The sequence below is a fragment of the Sphingomonas yabuuchiae genome, from assembly GCF_001477495.1.
Classification (GTDB): Bacteria; Pseudomonadota; Alphaproteobacteria; order Sphingomonadales; family Sphingomonadaceae; genus Sphingomonas; species Sphingomonas yabuuchiae_A.
In genome coordinates, this window is record NZ_LDTF01000100.1 from 1 (window position 1) to 16,329 (window position 16,329).

Sequence of the window (16,329 nt, forward strand, 5' to 3'; positions counted from 1 at the left end):
TCGAAGCCCACGCCCCGCCCCCCTCAATCATCCCCCTGCGGACGCGGCAGCAACAGCGCCAGCAGGATCATCCGGCACTCCGCATCGATCTCGCCATCGATCAACTCGGGCCGGAAGCGCCGCTGGAACGCCATGATCGCCGCCATCCGGTCGGTCACGTCATAGCCGAACCGCTCCAGCGCCAGGCAGAAGCCCGCCTCGGTCCACATCGGGTCCATCAGGTTCTTCGTCGGTCGCGGCAGGGCAAGACGACGCCGGGCCAGCGCGCCCCAGGGAAACAGCTCGCCCGGATCGCGCTTGCGGACGGGCGCGATGTCGGAATGGCCGACGATATTGCCCCGCGTGATGCCGTGCCGCTTCTGGATATCGGCGACCAGTTCCATCACCGCCGCGATCTGCTCGTCGGGAAACGGGCGATAACCCCAGTCATGGCCGGGATTGACGATCTCGATCCCGATGCTCGCCGAGTTCACATCCTCGATCGACCGCCAGTGCGAGCGCCCCGCATGCCAGGCGCGCTCCGCCTCGTCGACCATGCGCAGCACGGTGCCGTCCTCGGCGACGAGATAATGGCATGATACCTTGGCCTCCGGATCGCGCAGCCGTGCGATGGCCGACTCCGCATCCTGCATCCCCGTATAGTGCAATACGATCATGCTGATCGGCAGGCTACGCGCGTCGAAATTGGGTGACGGCGTGTCGACGATCGTCATGCAACCTCCTGAACGACCCCGGTTCGTCCGCCCCTGTTAGCGGGAAGCCTGGCGCAAGGATATGGCTTCATGCACCGATCGGTGGATCGACTGCGTCGCTTTTCTGGTACACGCCGCGTCCGGTCGAGGCGAGCTGGAACAGGTCGGTCTGGCCGATCACCGTTTCGCCCGCCCCCAGGACCAGCAGGCCGCTCGGCCGCATCGCCGACGCGATGGTGCGAAAGGCGCGCTTCTTCGGCTCGGGCGCGAAATAGAGCATGACGTTGCGGCACAGCACCAGATCGAACGATCCGCCAGGCGCCGGATCGATCGTCAGGTTCATCTGACGGAAGCAGATGTGACGCAGCAATTCGGGCCGGGCCACCCACTCGTTATTGGGGCGCCCGTCGAACCAGCGGACCATCTGGCGGATGGGCAGGCCGCGCTGCACCTCGAACTGGGTATAGCAGCCGCTTCGCGCGCGGGTGATGGCGGCTTCGGACACGTCGGTGGCGATGATCTCGGGCACCGGCGTGCCGTGTGCCAGTTGCCGCTCGGCGAACATCATCGCCAGCGACAGGGGTTCCTGGCCGGTCGAGCAGCCCGCGCTCCAGATGCGGGCGCGGCGCCCGTCGCGCTCCACCTCGGCGACCGTTTCGACGATATGGTCGAAGACATGCGGATCGCGGAAGAAGGAGGTTTCGCCGTTGACCAGCGCGTCGATCACGCGGCCCGCCAGCTGCGGATCGCGCCCGTCGAGGACGGCGCAGACCAGTTGGTCCAGCGTCTCCATCCGGCGCTCGCGCATCAGGGGCAGGAGTACCGTGTCGACACGGGTCGAGCGATGGCTGGCGATCTGCTGGCCGGTCCGCGCCTCCAGAAGCGCACTGAGCACGGCGAGCGACTGCCCCGACAGGGGGGACTGCGCCATCGCCATGCTCCCGGGTCGGACGGGGGTGGCTGGCGTCCAGCTTGAAGCCAGGACCATCAGCAGGCCCCTCCCGCCGCGATCATCGCGCCGACCGCGTCCGGAGTCATCACCAGATCGGCCAGACCGTCGGTCACGATCGCGCCGGGCATGCCCCAGACGACGGCGCTGTCCCGATCCTGTGCGATGATGGTTCCCCCTGCGGCCTTCAACATCCTGGCTCCCTCCAGTCCGTCACGCCCCATGCCCGTCAGTACGATACCCCAGGCCCGCTCGCCCCATAGCTCGGCCATCGAGGCGAACATCGGATCGACCGAAGGCAGGCAGCCGCTGCGGGCACGCTCATGCTTCAGCCGGATCGCCGCGCTGCCATCGGTCAGCCGGACGAAGGTGATATGTGCATCGCCGGGAGCGACAAGAATTTCGCCGGGCCGTACGCGCATCCGGTCCTGCGCCATGATGCACGGACGGTGCGCGACGGCGGTCAACTGCGCCGCGAAAAAGGGGATGAAGGTGGCGGGCAGATGCTGCGTCACCACGATCGGGACCGTCATCGTCGCCGGGATGGGCGCCAGCAGCTTGGCGAGCGCGTGGATGCCGCCGGTCGACGCACCGATGCCGATAATGTCGGGAAGCGCCCGCTGGACGGCCTTGCGCGTGCCGCTGCTCACCGGCGAGACGGGCGCAGGGGCCGCTCGCGCAGGGCGGTCCTGCGACTGGGCAAGCCCGTCGAGCTTCTGCAGCAGGATGTCGCCGAACTCGGTCAGCCCCTGCGGCCGCGGCTTGTCGAGCGTATCGGCCGCGCCGTGCGCCAGCGCCTGTACCGCCGCGGCGCCCCCCGCCGGGGTGGAAGCGGAGACGATGATGATACGGGCACCCCGTCCCGCCGCGATCAGCCGGGGGAGTGCGGTGATACCGTCGACCCCCGGCATCTCGACATCGAGCAGGATGATCTCGGCCGCCTGATCGTTCAGGAAGGCAAGCGCCGCCTCGACATGGGCGACGGCACCGACCACGCGAAACCGGTCATGCGGCTCGATCTGGCGCGCGATCAACGCCCGGGCGACTGCCGAATCGTCGACGATCAGCACCCGCGTCGGCCCATCCCCGCCTTGGGTGGACGGCGAAGCCTGGGGGGCAGTCGAGGGATAGGAGTTCATGGCGCGGTTCCGGGCGCTGGTCCTGCCGGATCAGATCATGCCGACGAGCTGGAGCTTGCTTTCCAGCGTGTCGCGGTCGAACGGCTTCATGATATATTCGTCGGCCCCGGCATCGATCGCCGCGCGGATATGGGCCATGCCGTTTTCGGTGGTGCAGAAGACGATCCGGGGCCGCCGTGCCAGATTGGCGTCGCGCAGCGCCCGCAGGAAATCCATGCCGCTCATCACCGGCATGTTCCAGTCGAGCAGGATGACGTCGGGAACCTCTTCCAGACAGGCTTCCAGCGCCTCGCGGCCATCTCCCGCCTCGCGCACCTGAAGGTCGAGCGTTTCCAATATGTGGCGCGCGACCTTTCGGATCACCTTGGAGTCATCGACGACGAGACAGGTTTTCATTCGGTACGCCCTATTCCTACCCGGATCCCAGCGGGACCTGCCGCGCAGGATAGTCCCGATAGGTAACGGCCGGGTTAATCGGTCAGGCGACCAGCGCGACCGGTTGCGGCACGAGCTTCGCCAGGTCGAGCACCAGCAAAGGTTCGCCATCGCGAAAGACCATGCCGTTGGCGGCCCGCGACCAGCGCCCGTCCTTGGGTGCGACATGCGGCATCGGGCGCATGTCGAACGTCTCGATATCCTCCAGCGCGTCGACCAGCATGGCATAATAATGCCCGTCCTGCCGGGTGATGACGGCGCGTCGGACATGCGGAGCGGTCGGCTCCAGCCCCAGCGCGCGGCGGGTATCGACGACGGTGATGACCCGGCTGCGCAGCGCGGTCAGCCCGCGCACCGACGGCTCGGCGCGCGGCACCGCCACGACCTCACCGATATCGACGACCGAATCGACCTGGTCGGCGTCGAAGACCACGCCCTGCCCGGCGATACAGGCGATCAGGAACAACGCCATCAGCGGCCTCCCCGGCGGGCATGACCGGCCACAGCCGCGATCAGGGCGGAGCGATCATAGCGATAGATGCTGTCGGGATCGGCCAGGCCCTCCCGGTCGCGGCGCAGGCGCACCACCGGGGCCTCCGACGGCGCGGCGCCGATCGCGTCCTCCTCCATCATCAGGCGGACGGAGGGGGGCTCCTCGCCATCGGGGGTAAGCGTGCAGCGATAGCCATGCGCCTCCAGCACGGGGCGCAGGAACCGGTCCATCCACGCCGCGCCCGCACCGTCGAGCAGACAGAGCGGCGCGACCGAGCCGGTATCCGCGACGCCGGAATCGAGGAAGAAGACCAGCGGGTCGAGGATCTCGAGCGCCCGGCCTTCCCACACGGCGATGCCCAGCACCGGGCCGCCGGTGGCGGCCGCGATCTCGGCGGGCAATTGGATGATCTCCAGCGCGCCGCCGATCGCATAGGCACATTCGGTCTCGCCATCAGTCAGGCGCAGCACCTCGACCTCGCCATGCGTCAGCGCTTCGTCGAGCGCAGCCGAACCGATATAATGAAGCGGCATGGTCGTCCCATCGACGATCAGGCGCGTATGGCCGCCCGAGCGATGGACGGCTTCGGCCGTCGCCTTCTCGACGCGGTCAATCGCGCCAAGCGGGATGGCGCGGCGCGCCCCGTCCAGATCCTCGAACAACAGCGCGGGATTGACAGCTTCCTGTGCGGTTGCTTCGTCGGCGGCGATGATATCCCGCTGGAAACGAAGCCCCGCCGCCTGCGCCAGACCCCCGCTGTCGAGCAGCAGCATCGGCAGGCCACTGTCGGGCAGGGTCTGCCCGGCATAGAGGCCGGAGCCCATCACCGCCGGTGCGGCGGGCTTGACCACCACTTCCTCGGTATCGAGCACATCGTCGACGCCCAGGGCATAATCCCCGTCACGGGTCGACACGATCACGAGCGTCGACGGATCGCCCTGCCCGATCTCCAGGAAGGACCCGAGCGGCAGCATGGGCAGGCGGCGGCCGCGCACGGTCGCGACCCGGATATCGCCGACCGGATCGATCCGCACCTGTTCGCCGCGCACCTTGACGATCTCCTCGACCGCTTGGCGGGCGATGGCGAAACGCTGGTCGGCGACCGCGACGATCAAGGTCGACATGATCGACAGCGTCAGCGGAACCTGGATGGTAATGACAAGGCCTCGGCCCGGCCGGTTGTCCAGTGCAATGCGGCCGCCGACATGCTCGATATTGGCGCGCACCACGTCCATGCCGACGCCGCGCCCCGACACTGCCGACACCGTATCACGGCTCGACAGGCCAGGCTCGAACACCAGCTTAAGCTTTTCGGCCGGGCTCATGCCAGCGACCTCGGCGGCGGAGCGGACATCGTTCTGGATCGCCTTGGCGGCGATGCGCGCGACATCGATACCGGCGCCGTCATCCTCGATCTCGATCAGGATCTGGTTGCCCGACTGGCGCGCGGTGATGCAGATCTGGCCGGTCGGCGGCTTGCCCAGGCTGCGGCGCCGGGCGGGTGGCTCGATGCCATGGTCGATCGCGTTGCGGATGATGTGGACCAGCGGGTCGCGCATCATCTCGATCATCTCGCGGTCGAGATCGACGTCCGAGCCCTCGATCCGCAGGGTGACCGCCTTGCCCAGCTCCACCGCCGTGTCGCGAACCATACGGGGCAGCGCGGAGAACAGGCCGTCGATCTTCTGCATCCGCGTCCGGGTCACGGTATCGCGCATATCGGCCACCGTCAGCGACAGCTGGTCCAGCGCGGCTTCGACACGCGGGTCGAGCACATCGTCGCGCAGCCGCCGGGCGAGTTCGTTGCGGGCCAGAACCATGTCGGACATGCCGCTCATCATCCGGTCGAGCAGATCGACGTTCAGCCGGATGCTGCGCGGCGCGGCGCGGGGGGCGGCCGCGACGCGCGCCGCCGGGGCGGGCACGACCGGCTCTTCCACCCGGGTCAGCGCGGCGATCAGCGCGTCGTCATCCGAATCGTCGAGCACGACGTCCGCGGCAATCCCCTCGACCACCGCGCCGATCCGGTCGACGATCGCCAGGACCGCATCGACGAGCGCCGTGTCGGGCATCCGCTGGCCGTCGCGCGCCGCGGCCAGCACATCCTCGGCAGCGTGGCTCAATTTGGCGAGGCGCGGCAGGTCCAGAAAGCCGCAGCTTCCCTTGACGGTGTGGACGAAGCGGAAAATCGCATCCAGCCGCGCGCGGTCGCCGGGCGCCGCTTCCCACGCGACGATCTCGCTGGACAATGCCTCCAGCGTCTCACGTGTCTCGGCAATGAATTCCTGTAGCAGGTCGTCCATAAATCCCCGAGGGAGCCCCAGCTTCCCCGCTGAAGTCCGCTCCCTCTTGCCGCCACAAGATTAAAAGGGTGTTTACCCCGCGCGGATCGCCGCGCCCAGGATCATGGTGTTGGGCGCGGGCTCCGTCACCAGCGTCATGCCGCCCAGTTCGGTGGTGAGCGTATGGATCAGGAAGGCGGGCGCGGTCCGCGACGCCAGCGGCTCGGCACCCTGCCCCTCCATCAGGGTGCGGCGGATTTCGGGATCGAGCAGGATGCGCGGCCCCTCGATCCGGATCGCGATCTCGATCGCCTCCCGGCCAGCTTCGGCACCGATGTCGATCGTGCCGCCGCGCGCCAGCGCCTCGGTCGCGATCAGCGCCAGGTTCATCAGGATGCGCACCGCAGGCTTGGGCAGCGCGGGCGATTCGACCAGCCAGCCCAGCGTGGTGCGGCGATTGTCGACCAGCAGTCCCTCGATCGCGGCCTTCGCCTCGCCCATGTCCACCCGGTCGGCGAAGCCGCCGCCCGCGCCGAACGCCAGGCGAAAGAATTTCAGCTTGTTGGCCGAGGCGCGCGCGCTGTCCGCCAGCAATTCCATGCAGCGTTCGCGCATCGCCGGGTCGGTCTCGTCGGCCAGCAGCTCCAGCCCGTTGTTGAGCGCCCCCACCGGCGACAAAAGATCGTGGCACAGTCGCGAACACAACAGGCTCGCGAAATCCACCGGGCTGACGGTCATGAAAAATCCCTCGACAAACTAGCCCTTTCTGACGCGGGGCTGCGTTCTGTGCAAGCAAGGGTGAGCGGATCGAAGCGCCCATGACGCTCACCCGCCGCCACCGCGCGCCAGGCGGTGACCGTTCCACCTCCCGCAATCAGCCAGATGCTGCCATCCGGTGCGGCATCGGCGGCATCGCGCGGCGAGGGTTCGGCCAGCCCCGTGGGATGCGAATGATAATGGCCGATCACCGCCGGACCACCATTCCGCGCGGCCCGGTGCGCGGCGATCAGCGCGGCGGGATCGATCTCAAAACGATGGCTCGGTTCGGCCGCGACATTGTCGCAGGGAACCGCCCGCGACACATGATCGCCCTCCCCCAGCAACAATCCGCACACCTCATAATCGGGTGAAGCAGCCGCGCTTTTGCAAATCAGGTCCAGCGCATCGCTTGAAATCGTTACGGTCATGCCCAATTTACTAGGCTATGGACCGGGGGGTTTCCATCATCGATGCGCGGATCGCGCCCACAGCGGATGGCTGGCGGTTGGACCGCGCGCTGGCCGATGCGGTGCCGACTCTGTCGCGCGAACGGCTGAAGGTCCTCATCAACAGCGGCGCGGTGACGCGCGACGGTGTGATGGCGCGCGATCCCGCCAAGCGGGCGACCGGCGGCGATCTGTTCCAGGTCGCGGTGCCTGCCCCCCTGCCCGCGCATAACGAAGCGCAGGATATTCCGCTCGTCATCGCCTATGAGGACGAACATCTGATCGTGCTCGACAAGCCTGCCGGACTGGTCGTGCATCCGGCGGCCGGGAATTTCGACGGCACGCTGGTCAATGCCTTGCTCCATCACTGCGGCGGGTCGCTGTCGGGCATCGGCGGCGTCGCGCGGCCGGGCATCGTCCATCGGATCGACAAGGACACGTCGGGCCTGATGGTCGCGGCCAAGACCGACCGCACGCATGAGGGGCTGGCCAAGCAGTTCGCCGCGCACTCGATCGACCGCCGATATCGCGCGATCACCGGCGGAATCCCCCGCCCCGCCGATGGAACGGTCGACGCGCCGCTCGCGCGCAGCCCGCAGAACCGCAAGAAGGTCGCGATCGTGCAGGGCGGCAAGCGCGCCGTGACGCATTACCGCACCATCGAGAAGCTGAACAACGCCGCGCTGGTCGAATGCCGTCTGGAAACCGGGCGGACGCACCAGGTACGCGTGCACATGCAGTCGCTGGGTCACGCCTTGCTGGGCGACCCGGTTTATGGTAGAACAAAGGGTGCTCAAAAAGCCTTGCTCGATGAACTCGAATTCCGGCGCCAAGCCCTGCACGCGGCGCATCTGGGCTTTATTCATCCCATAAGCGGCAACGCTTTGGCGTTTGAGAGCCCGATGCCGCCCGACATGCAGGAACTGTTCAGTCGGCTTCACGTATAGCAGAAGACCGCCTCGCGCCCGACGACGGGGCGAAACGGAATGACGCTCCAGAAAGGGAGATAAGGATCATGGCAAAAGGCAGCAACGTCCCGGCGACGATTCCTGCACTGGGCGGGGAGCAGTCGCTCAACCGCTATCTGGCCGAGATCAAGAAATTCCCGATCCTTGCCCCGGAGCAGGAATATATGCTCGCCAAGCGCTTCCAGGAGCATGGCGACCCCGAGGCGGCGGCCCAGCTCGTCACCTCGCACCTGCGTCTCGTGGCGAAGATCGCGATGGGTTATCGCGGCTATGGCCTGCCCACGTCCGAGCTGATCTCGGAGGGCAATATCGGCCTGATGCAGGGCGTGAAGAAGTTCGAGCCCGATCGCGGCTTCCGCTTGGCCACCTATGCGATGTGGTGGATCCGCGCTTCGATCCAGGAATATATCCTGCGCTCGTGGAGCCTGGTGAAGATGGGCACCACCGCCGCGCAGAAGAAGCTGTTCTTCAACCTGCGCCGGATGAAGTCGAAGCTCGACGCGTTCGAGGACGGCGACCTGCGCCCCGAGGACGTGACCAAGATCGCCACCGATCTGGGCGTCAACGAGGACGAGGTCATCAGCATGAACCGCCGCATGGCGATGGGGGGCGACACCTCGCTCAACGTCTCGATGCGCGAGGATGGCGAGGGCCAGTGGCAGGACTGGCTGGCCGATGACTCGCCGCTGCAGGACTCGGTCGTCGCCGAGCAGCAGGAGGCGGATGTCCGCCACGACATGCTGGTCAGCGCGATGGACGATCTGAACGACCGCGAAAAGCACATCCTGACCGAGCGTCGCCTGACCGACGATCCCAAGACGCTGGAAGAGCTGAGCCAGGTCTACGGCGTCAGCCGTGAGCGCGTCCGCCAGATCGAGGTACGCGCGTTCGAGAAGCTGCAAAAGGCGATGATGCGCATCGCCGGCGAAAAGCGGCTGCTGGCGGCGGCCTGAGCATGACCGGCCGCACCGTCGTCATCGGCGGCGGCGCGGCCGGAATCGCGGCGGCGCGGACGCTGCACGATGCGGGTCGCAACGTCCTGCTGATCGAGGCGGCGGACCGGCTTGGCGGGCGGGCGCACAGCGTTCGCCTGCCGACCGGGCATGTCGTCGATCATGGTTGCGGCTGGCTCCACTCGGCGAAGCGCAACCCCTGGACAGCCATTGCCGAGCAAGCGGGCTTCACGATCGACCGCCGCTCACCCAACTGGCAGGTCCAGTGGAACGACCTGGGCTTTCCCCCCGACGAAAAGCGCGCCTCGGGCGAGGCCTATGCCCGGTTCGAAGAGGCGGCGATGGCCGCGCTCGACGGACCGGATCGGCCCTTGTCTGACTTTGTCGACGCTCATGATCCCTGGCGGCCGATGATCGATGCGATTTCGGGCTATGCCAATGGCGCGTCACTGGCCGAAGTGTCGCTGCACGACTGGGCAACCTATGAGAATGCCGCGACCGACGACAATTGGGCGGTGGTCGAGGGTTACGGCACCGTCGTCGCCCATCATGCCGCCGGACTGAGCGTCCGTACCGGCGTCACCGCGACGCGGATCGACCATCGTGGCAAGACGATCCGCATCAAAACCTCGGCGGGGACGATCGAAGCCGATCAGGTGATCGTCGCAGTCCCCACCACGGTCCTGGCCGAGGGCAAGCTGACCTTCGACCCGCCTTTGCCCGCTAAACAAGAGGCCGCTTCAGCCCTGCCGCTCGGCATCGCCGACAAGGTCTTCCTGTCGGTCGAAGGCCCCCTACCTTGGCCCGCCCATGCCCATCTGACCGGCAATCCCCATGGTGCCTGCACTGCCAGCCATCGCCTTTCCCCCTTCGGCTGGCCGATCGTCGAGAGCTTCTTCGGCGGCCCCTGTGCGGAGGCGCTGGAGGAAGACGGCGCGGCGGCTGCCTTCGCGATCGACGAATTGGTGGCGCTGCTGGGTAGCGACTGGCGACGGCGTTTCACACCGCTCGACGCAACGCGCTGGCGGCATGTGCCGCTGATCGGCGGCAGCTATAGCCATGCTCGGATCGGCCATGTCGGAGCGCGCCGGACATTGGCCGAGCCGGTCGACGGCCGCTTGTTCTTCGCGGGCGAAGCGTGTTCGCGCGAGGATTTTTCGACCGCCCATGGGGCTTATCAAACGGGTGTCGAGGCTGCACGACGGATCATGCAGCCTACACACCCATAAGCTGACGGCGCTACTTCGCCCGGAATTTCAACCGATGGGGCGTCGCCGGAACACCCTCTTCACTCATGAAATTTTTGTAGTCCGGACTGTTGAACAAAACTTCGTAGCTTTTGCCGGACCGCACCGAGCAGGCCAACGTAAAGGTCCGACCATCCGCCGACTGAACCGGCACATGGTCGCCGCATTCGGGATAGGTGTCGGGCGACGCAGAGACGAACGAATAGCTTGCCCGCCGCATCGGGCGGTCAAACGTGACGGTCAGGCTTACCGGCCCGGCAGGCACCACCGCCCCCTCGGCCGGACGTGTCGACACCACATGCGGCGCGCCCGCAGGCTTTGCGGCCCAGCCTGAGCCGATATGCGCCGCCGCCAGGATCGTTACCGTCGTTGCCACAGAAATCATTACCGGTGCTCCCCATCGGCCCCAGAAATGGGGGCCATCCGACGCCCCATGGCGGGGCTGAACCAGGGGATGATCGACGATCGCAGCCATCGGCACCCCGGATTTTGGGGGTCCTGAAAAATTGGGAGCGGCCGCCTTGGTCAGAAGACGCGCTGCGCCGCGACTGCTGCTCGCGCCGGTCTTCCGTCGCGCTTCGCGAAGCCGCTCGTGAACGGTGTGGACCGACAGGCCGAGTTCGACCGCTGCGCTCTTCACGTCATGTCCCCGTGCCAGCAGGTGCAGGACGGCGACTTCCTTCTCGGTCAGGTCATAGGGCGTATCGGGCATGGCGGCATCATGTCCCAGCCGCTCCATACAAAAAAGGCCCCGGCTTTCGCCGAGGCCCTTTTGCATTCCACGACCGGGCGAAATCACCGGATCGGCGAGTTCGGGTCCAGCCGCATGTCCAGATACCGGTCCACCGACCCCATCAGCTCGGGCATCTCATGCTCGAAGAAGTGGTTGGCCTTGGGGATCGTGTCGTGATGGATGGTGATGTGCTTCTGGGTGCGCAGCTTGTCGACCAGCTTCTGGGTCGCCGCCGGGGTCGCGACCTCGTCGGCCTCGCCCTGGATGATGATGCCCGAGGAGGGGCACGGCGCCAGGAAGGTGAAGTCGTACATGTTGGCGGGCGGCGCGACCGAGATGAAGCCGCGGATTTCGGGGCGGCGCATTAGCAACTGCATGCCGATCCAAGCGCCGAAGCTGACGCCCGCGATCCAGGTGGTCGAGGCTTCGGGGTGGAAGCTCTGCACCCAGTCGAGCGCCGAGGCGGCGTCGGACAGTTCACCGATGCCGTTGTCGAACACGCCTTGGCTCTTGCCGACGCCGCGGAAGTTGAAGCGCAACGTGGCGAAGCCGCGCCGCTGGAAGGTCTTGTAGAGTTCCTGGACGATCCGGTTGTTCATCGTACCGCCCGCATTGGGATGCGGATGCAGGATCATGGCGACGGGCGCGCGCGGACGCGGAGCGGGAGCGAAACGGCCTTCGAGGCGGCCTTCGGGGCCAGGAAAAATGACTTCAGGCATCAAAACTCGCCGATCTGGATGCGCGCTGGTGGAGCGCCGGGAACGTTGCGCTATATAGGCCGACACGCCATTTTCGCAATTGTTCGATCATTTCAGCGACGGAACAAGCCCTGCCCCCGCTTATGCAACGCCTCTATCTCGACCACGCCGCCACGACCCCGATGACCGAGGCGGCGCGCGCGGCGCTGGCCGAGGGTTGCGCGATCTGGGCCAATCCTTCCTCCCCTCATGCCGAGGGGCGCGCCGCCAAGCGCGCGCTGGAGGATGCCCGCGCCGCCGTCGCGCGGACGCTCGGCTGGAACCACGAGATTCTGTTCACCAGCGGGGCCAGCGAATCGCTGGCCATCGCGCTGACCCGTGCCATGGCCGACCGACGCTTCGTCGGGGCCATCGACCATGACGCGGTGCTGCGCGCGGCCTCTGATGCCATCGTGATGCCGGTTGGGCCGGACGGCGTGCTGCGCCTGCCCGACCTGAGCGGCGCCCGCGCGATCGTGACGGTGCAATGGGCGAACAGCGAAACGGGCGTGCGCCAGCCCATCGCGCAACTGGCGGAGGCCATTCATGCCGCCGGACATGTCATGCTGGTCGACGCGGCGCAGATGCCCGCCGGTGCCGACCCGGAGGTGATCGAGCATGCCGATCTGGTCGCCCTGTCGGCGCACAAGCGCGGCGGGCCGCCGGGGATCGGCGCGCTGCTCGTCCGCGATCTGGCGCTGCTGGCGCCGACCGGCGGGCAGGAGCGCGGCTATCGCCCCGGCACCGAGAATATGCCGGGCGTGCTCGCCTACGCCGCCGCGCTGGCAGAGCCGGAGCCGGACCATGAAGGGCTGCGCGCGCATCTGGACGATGCGATCCGCCGCTCGGGCGGGACGGTGGTGGCGGATGGAAGCCGCCGCCATCCGGCGATCGCCAGCTATCACATGCCCGGCAAACCCTCCGCCGCGCAGTTGATCCAGTTCGACCTGGCGCAGATATCCGTCTCGGCGGGCAGCGCCTGCGCCAGCGGCAGCCTGAAGCCCAGCCATGTGCTGGCCGCGCTCGGCTGGGACGTGGAATCGGGGCGCGAGGTGGTGCGGGTCAGCTTCGGCCGCCGCACGACGCGAGAGAATATCGACCGCTTCGTCACCGCCTGGCGTGCGATCGCACGCGGCAAACGGGTGGAAGCGGCGTGATCTATCTCGACTATCAGGCGACAACCCCGCTCGCGCCGGAGGCGTTGAAGGCAATGCTCCCCTGGCTGGAACAGGGGCATGCCAACCCCCATTCCCCCCACCGCGCCGGGCGACAGGCACGCGCCGCCGTCGAAGTGGCCCGCGATCAGGTGGCGGCGCTGCTCCCCTCCAGCGGGCGGGTGGTGTTCACCAGCGGCGCGACCGAGGCGCTGAACTGGGCAATCAAGGGCACCGGCGGCGGCATCGTGACGACCGCGACCGAACATGCCGTCGTGCTCGACACCGCCGCCGCCACGGGGCGGCCGCTGACCGTGATGCCGGTCGATGGCGAAGGACAAGTGGTGCCCGGCCCCATTGCGGAAGGCACGGGCCTGGTTGCCGCGATGCTGGTCAACAACGAGATCGGCACCGTGCAGCCGGTCGCCGCGCTGGCCGAACAGGCCCATGGCGCGGGTGCCCTGATGCTGTGCGACGCCGTACAGGGCTATGGCCGGGTCGCCATTCCCGATACGGTCGATCTGGTCGCCATCTCCGCCCACAAGATCCACGGCCCCAAGGGTGTAGGCGCGCTGTGGCTCCGTGACGGCATCACCCTGCCCCCGCTGCTCCATGGCGGTGATCAGGAGGGCGGACGCTCGGGTACGCTCAGCCCGGCCCTGTGCGCGGGGTTCGGCGCGGCGGCGCGGCTGATGGCAGCACGGGCCGAGGAAGATGAAGCGCATGTCGGGCGGCTATGGTCGCTGGCCGTCGAAAGACTGGGTAGCGGCTGGACGCTCAACGGCTCGCCCGACCATCGCTATCACGGCAACCTCAATGTCCGTCGCGACGGGCTGGACGTCGCGCGGCTGATGTCCGACTGCCGCGACATCGCCTTCTCGGCCGGGAGCGCCTGCGCCAGCGGATCGGGGCGGCCCAGCCATGTCCTGACCGCGCTGGGCTTGAGCGATCGTGACGCCAAATCCTCGATCCGCATCGGCTTTGGCCGCTATACCACCGAGGCCGAACTGATGCAGGCGATCGACCGGATCAACACCGCAGCCAGGGCGCAGGGCCTGTGATCGCCCTGACCTTTCAGGCGCGCGACGGCAGGACGACCGATGCCACGGCCCAGCCGGGCGAAACGCTGCTTCGCGTCGGGCAACGCGTAGGACAACCGCTGGAGGGGACGTGCGGCGGACAGATGGCGTGCGCGACCTGCCATGTCCTGATCGATCCGCATTATCTTGACCATCTCCCTGCTCCGTCCGTGGAGGAAGAGGACATGCTCGACCTGGTCCCCGACGCGACGCGTTCCAGCCGCCTCGCCTGCCAGATCGTCGTGACCGAGCATCTCCGGGATATGATCGTCCGGCTTCCCTGAACCATTGATAACAAACAGGTTCAGGGATCGATCATCGGCGATTCGCCATTCTTCTCCCATGCTCGCCGACAGGCGGGATTACCGGGAGTAAAGCGTTATGAAACTTCTTGCTGTCTTGGGCGCCGGTCTGATCGCTGTATCGGGTGTCGCCGCTGCCGCCCCCGCCGAAGCCGCTCCGCATGATCGCTGGGGCCGGGGTCCGGGTTGGGATCGCGGGCCGGGTTGGCATCATCGCGGTCCGGGTTGGGACCGTGGTCCCGGCTGGCATCGCGGCGGTCCCCGCTGGGATCGTGGTCCCGGCTGGCGCGGTCCGCGTGGCCCCCGTTACGCCTATGGCTATGACCGTCCGCGCGTGACTTGCCGCTGGGTGCGCACCTGGAACGGGCCGCAGCGCCAGTGCTTCAACACCTATCGCTGAACGAAAAGTTCGTCACGGATGGGGCCGGTGGGATAAGGACTTGATCCCCCGGCCCCGTTTCGCCATATGCGCGGCGGGAGTCGGGCGGACGTAGTCGTCGCCAACCCGGTCAGGTCCTGACGGAAGCAGCCGTAACGATTTCGCTGCGGGTCGTTCCGGCTCCCACCCTCCGCACATTTCATGCATCGCCTCTCGGCAGCCAGTGTGTATCTACACACACGATTTAGCCTGACGCCGCGCGCCCGAGCGCCTATGTTGATCGGCGATGCTTTCCGACACCCCGACCATCCAGACCCGTCATGGCTGATTCGTTCGACCTGGGCGAACCGCCCCAACCCGCCAAGGCCGAGGCGTACCGCGTCCTTGCGCGCAAATACCGGCCGCAGACCTTCGATGCGCTGATCGGGCAGGACGCGATGGTCCAGACCCTGGGCAATGCGATCAAGCGCGACCGGCTGGCCCATGCGTTCCTGATGACCGGCGTGCGCGGGGTCGGCAAGACCTCGACCGCGCGGCTGATCGCCAAGGCGCTGAACTGTGTCGGCCCGGATGGGAATGGCGGCCCGACCATCAGCCCCTGCGGCGTCTGCGAACCCTGCCGCGCCATCGCGGAAGGCCGCCATATCGACGTGATCGAGATGGATGCCGCCAGCCATACCGGCGTCGACGACGTGCGCGAGATCATCGAGGCGTCGCGCTATGCGGCCGTCTCGGCGCGCTTCAAGATCTACATCGTCGACGAAGTGCACATGCTCTCCAAGAACGCCTTCAACGCGCTGTTGAAGACGCTGGAAGAGCCGCCTGCGCATGTGAAGTTCCTGTTCGCCACCACGGAAGTGAACAAGGTCCCGATCACCGTCCTGTCGCGCTGCCAGCGTTTCGACTTGCGGCGGATTACGGCGGACAAGCTGGCGGACCACTTCGCCAAAATCTGCAAGCTGGAGAATGTCACCGCCGAGGACGAGGCGCTGATGCTGGTCGCGCGTGCGGCGGAAGGATCGGCGCGCGACGGCCTGTCGATCCTGGACCAGGCGATCGCCCATGCCGATCTGGAGGGCGGCGGCGTCACCGCAGGCGCGGTGCGCGAGATGCTGGGTCTGTCGGATCGCGGTGCCGTGCGTGACCTGCTCGGCTTGGTCCTGAACGGCGACGGCGCGGGGGCGCTGGCCTCGCTGCGGCGGCAATATGATTATGGCGTCGATCCGCAATCGGTGCTCCGCTCGTTGCTGGAGACGGTGCACGGCATCACCCTGACCAAGGTCGGCACGCCGCCCGACGCGGCCCAGCCGCTGGAGGAGCGCGCCGCACGCGAGGAATGGGCGGGTTCGCTCAGCTTCCCTGCGCTGCACCGGCTGTGGCAGCTGTTCCTGAAGGGGCATGACGAGGTGGCCCGCGCCGCTCTGCCGATCGAGGCGGCGGAGATGGCGCTGCTCCGCGCGATCCATGCCTCGAGCCTGCCCGATCCGGGCGAGCTGGCGCGACAGATTCGCGACGGCGGCGTGTCGGCAACCGGTGCCCCGGCGGTGACGCATCAGGCGGCCCCCGCTGCCGCCCCGGTGGC

Annotated in this window: 18 protein-coding genes and 1 other RNA gene; 9 read left to right on the plus strand and 10 right to left on the minus strand. The window is 67.4% G+C overall.

Annotation, left to right across the window (positions count from 1 at the left end):
• Positions 1 to 23 precede the first annotated feature (23 nt).
• The 8 genes from NS355_RS15935 to NS355_RS15970 form a co-directional block, all read right to left on the minus strand.
• Positions 24 to 713 (minus strand): N-acetylmuramoyl-L-alanine amidase, encoded by a 690-nt coding sequence (locus tag NS355_RS15935; RefSeq protein ID WP_058746579.1) that lies wholly within the window; start codon positions 711 to 713, stop codon positions 24 to 26.
• A 67-nt stretch (positions 714 to 780) separates the two neighbouring features.
• Positions 781 to 1,623: a CheR family methyltransferase gene (locus NS355_RS15940; protein WP_345938815.1), complete on the minus strand. Its 843-nt coding sequence runs from the start codon at positions 1,621 to 1,623 to the stop codon at positions 781 to 783.
• Positions 1,624 to 1,679: 56 nt separating this feature from the next.
• A complete protein-coding gene (gene cheB, locus NS355_RS15945; protein WP_244489714.1) occupies positions 1,680 to 2,711 on the minus strand; it encodes a chemotaxis-specific protein-glutamate methyltransferase CheB in 1,032 nt (343 codons plus the stop codon).
• 99 nt (positions 2,712 to 2,810) lie between these two features.
• The gene (locus NS355_RS15950) at positions 2,811 to 3,176 is read right to left on the minus strand and encodes a response regulator (protein ID WP_056433970.1); all 366 of its coding nucleotides are present in this window, start codon (positions 3,174 to 3,176) and stop codon (positions 2,811 to 2,813) included.
• 82 nt (positions 3,177 to 3,258) lie between these two features.
• On the minus strand, positions 3,259 to 3,687 hold the full coding sequence (locus NS355_RS15955) for a chemotaxis protein CheW (protein WP_058746582.1): 429 nt from the start codon (positions 3,685 to 3,687) through the stop codon (positions 3,259 to 3,261).
• Positions 3,687 to 6,011 (minus strand): chemotaxis protein CheA, encoded by a 2,325-nt coding sequence (locus NS355_RS15960; protein WP_058746583.1) that lies wholly within the window; start codon positions 6,009 to 6,011, stop codon positions 3,687 to 3,689. The genes NS355_RS15955 and NS355_RS15960 overlap by 1 nt, the downstream gene beginning before the upstream one ends.
• A gap of 72 nt (positions 6,012 to 6,083) precedes the next feature.
• A complete protein-coding gene (locus tag NS355_RS15965; RefSeq protein WP_058746584.1) occupies positions 6,084 to 6,728 on the minus strand; it encodes a histidine phosphotransferase family protein in 645 nt (214 codons plus the stop codon).
• On the minus strand, positions 6,725 to 7,177 hold the full coding sequence (locus NS355_RS15970) for a M67 family metallopeptidase (RefSeq protein WP_058746585.1): 453 nt from the start codon (positions 7,175 to 7,177) through the stop codon (positions 6,725 to 6,727). The genes NS355_RS15965 and NS355_RS15970 overlap by 4 nt, the downstream gene beginning before the upstream one ends.
• Before the next feature lie 17 nt (positions 7,178 to 7,194).
• On the opposite strand from NS355_RS15970, the gene NS355_RS15975 reads away from it, so the two are divergent.
• The 3 genes from NS355_RS15975 to NS355_RS15985 all read left to right on the plus strand — a co-directional run bounded on the left by NS355_RS15975 (position 7,195) and on the right by NS355_RS15985 (position 10,345).
• A complete protein-coding gene (locus tag NS355_RS15975) occupies positions 7,195 to 8,142 on the plus strand; it encodes an RluA family pseudouridine synthase (RefSeq protein ID WP_058746586.1) in 948 nt (315 codons plus the stop codon).
• A gap of 68 nt (positions 8,143 to 8,210) precedes the next feature.
• A complete protein-coding gene (gene rpoH / locus NS355_RS15980) occupies positions 8,211 to 9,116 on the plus strand; it encodes an RNA polymerase sigma factor RpoH (protein ID WP_058746587.1) in 906 nt (301 codons plus the stop codon).
• 2 nt (positions 9,117 to 9,118) lie between these two features.
• Positions 9,119 to 10,345, plus strand: coding sequence for a flavin monoamine oxidase family protein (locus tag NS355_RS15985; protein WP_058746588.1), 1,227 nt, complete (start codon positions 9,119 to 9,121; stop codon positions 10,343 to 10,345).
• A 10-nt stretch (positions 10,346 to 10,355) separates the two neighbouring features.
• Here NS355_RS15985 and NS355_RS15990 read toward each other — a convergent pair whose 3' ends face one another.
• Together NS355_RS15990 and NS355_RS15995 are read right to left on the minus strand one after the other, a co-directional pair.
• A complete protein-coding gene (locus NS355_RS15990; protein ID WP_084788034.1) occupies positions 10,356 to 11,075 on the minus strand; it encodes a LuxR C-terminal-related transcriptional regulator in 720 nt (239 codons plus the stop codon).
• An 83-nt stretch (positions 11,076 to 11,158) separates the two neighbouring features.
• Entirely contained in the window at positions 11,159 to 11,815 is a 657-nt protein-coding gene (locus NS355_RS15995) for an alpha/beta hydrolase (protein ID WP_042483786.1), read from the minus strand.
• 122 nt (positions 11,816 to 11,937) lie between these two features.
• Here NS355_RS15995 and NS355_RS16000 point away from each other — a divergent pair, with 122 nt between their 5' ends.
• From NS355_RS16000 to NS355_RS16020, 6 genes are all read left to right on the plus strand, one after another.
• A complete protein-coding gene (locus NS355_RS16000) occupies positions 11,938 to 12,990 on the plus strand; it encodes a cysteine desulfurase family protein (RefSeq protein ID WP_058746590.1) in 1,053 nt (350 codons plus the stop codon).
• Positions 12,987 to 14,048: a cysteine desulfurase family protein gene (locus NS355_RS16005; RefSeq protein WP_058746591.1), complete on the plus strand. Its 1,062-nt coding sequence runs from the start codon at positions 12,987 to 12,989 to the stop codon at positions 14,046 to 14,048. The genes NS355_RS16000 and NS355_RS16005 overlap by 4 nt, the downstream gene beginning before the upstream one ends.
• Positions 14,045 to 14,350: a 2Fe-2S iron-sulfur cluster-binding protein gene (locus NS355_RS16010; RefSeq protein ID WP_058746592.1), complete on the plus strand. Its 306-nt coding sequence runs from the start codon at positions 14,045 to 14,047 to the stop codon at positions 14,348 to 14,350. Before NS355_RS16005 ends, NS355_RS16010 begins: the two co-directional genes overlap by 4 nt.
• Positions 14,351 to 14,447: 97 nt before the next feature.
• Complete coding sequence (locus NS355_RS16015; protein WP_201780558.1) at positions 14,448 to 14,768, plus strand: hypothetical protein; 321 nt, start codon at positions 14,448 to 14,450, stop codon at positions 14,766 to 14,768.
• 72 nt (positions 14,769 to 14,840) lie between these two features.
• Positions 14,841 to 14,938: signal recognition particle sRNA small type (gene ffs, locus NS355_RS18425), an RNA gene on the plus strand.
• A 129-nt stretch (positions 14,939 to 15,067) separates the two neighbouring features.
• On the plus strand, positions 15,068 to 16,329 hold a 1,262-nt coding region (locus tag NS355_RS16020), incomplete at its 3' end, for a DNA polymerase III subunit gamma/tau (protein WP_058746594.1).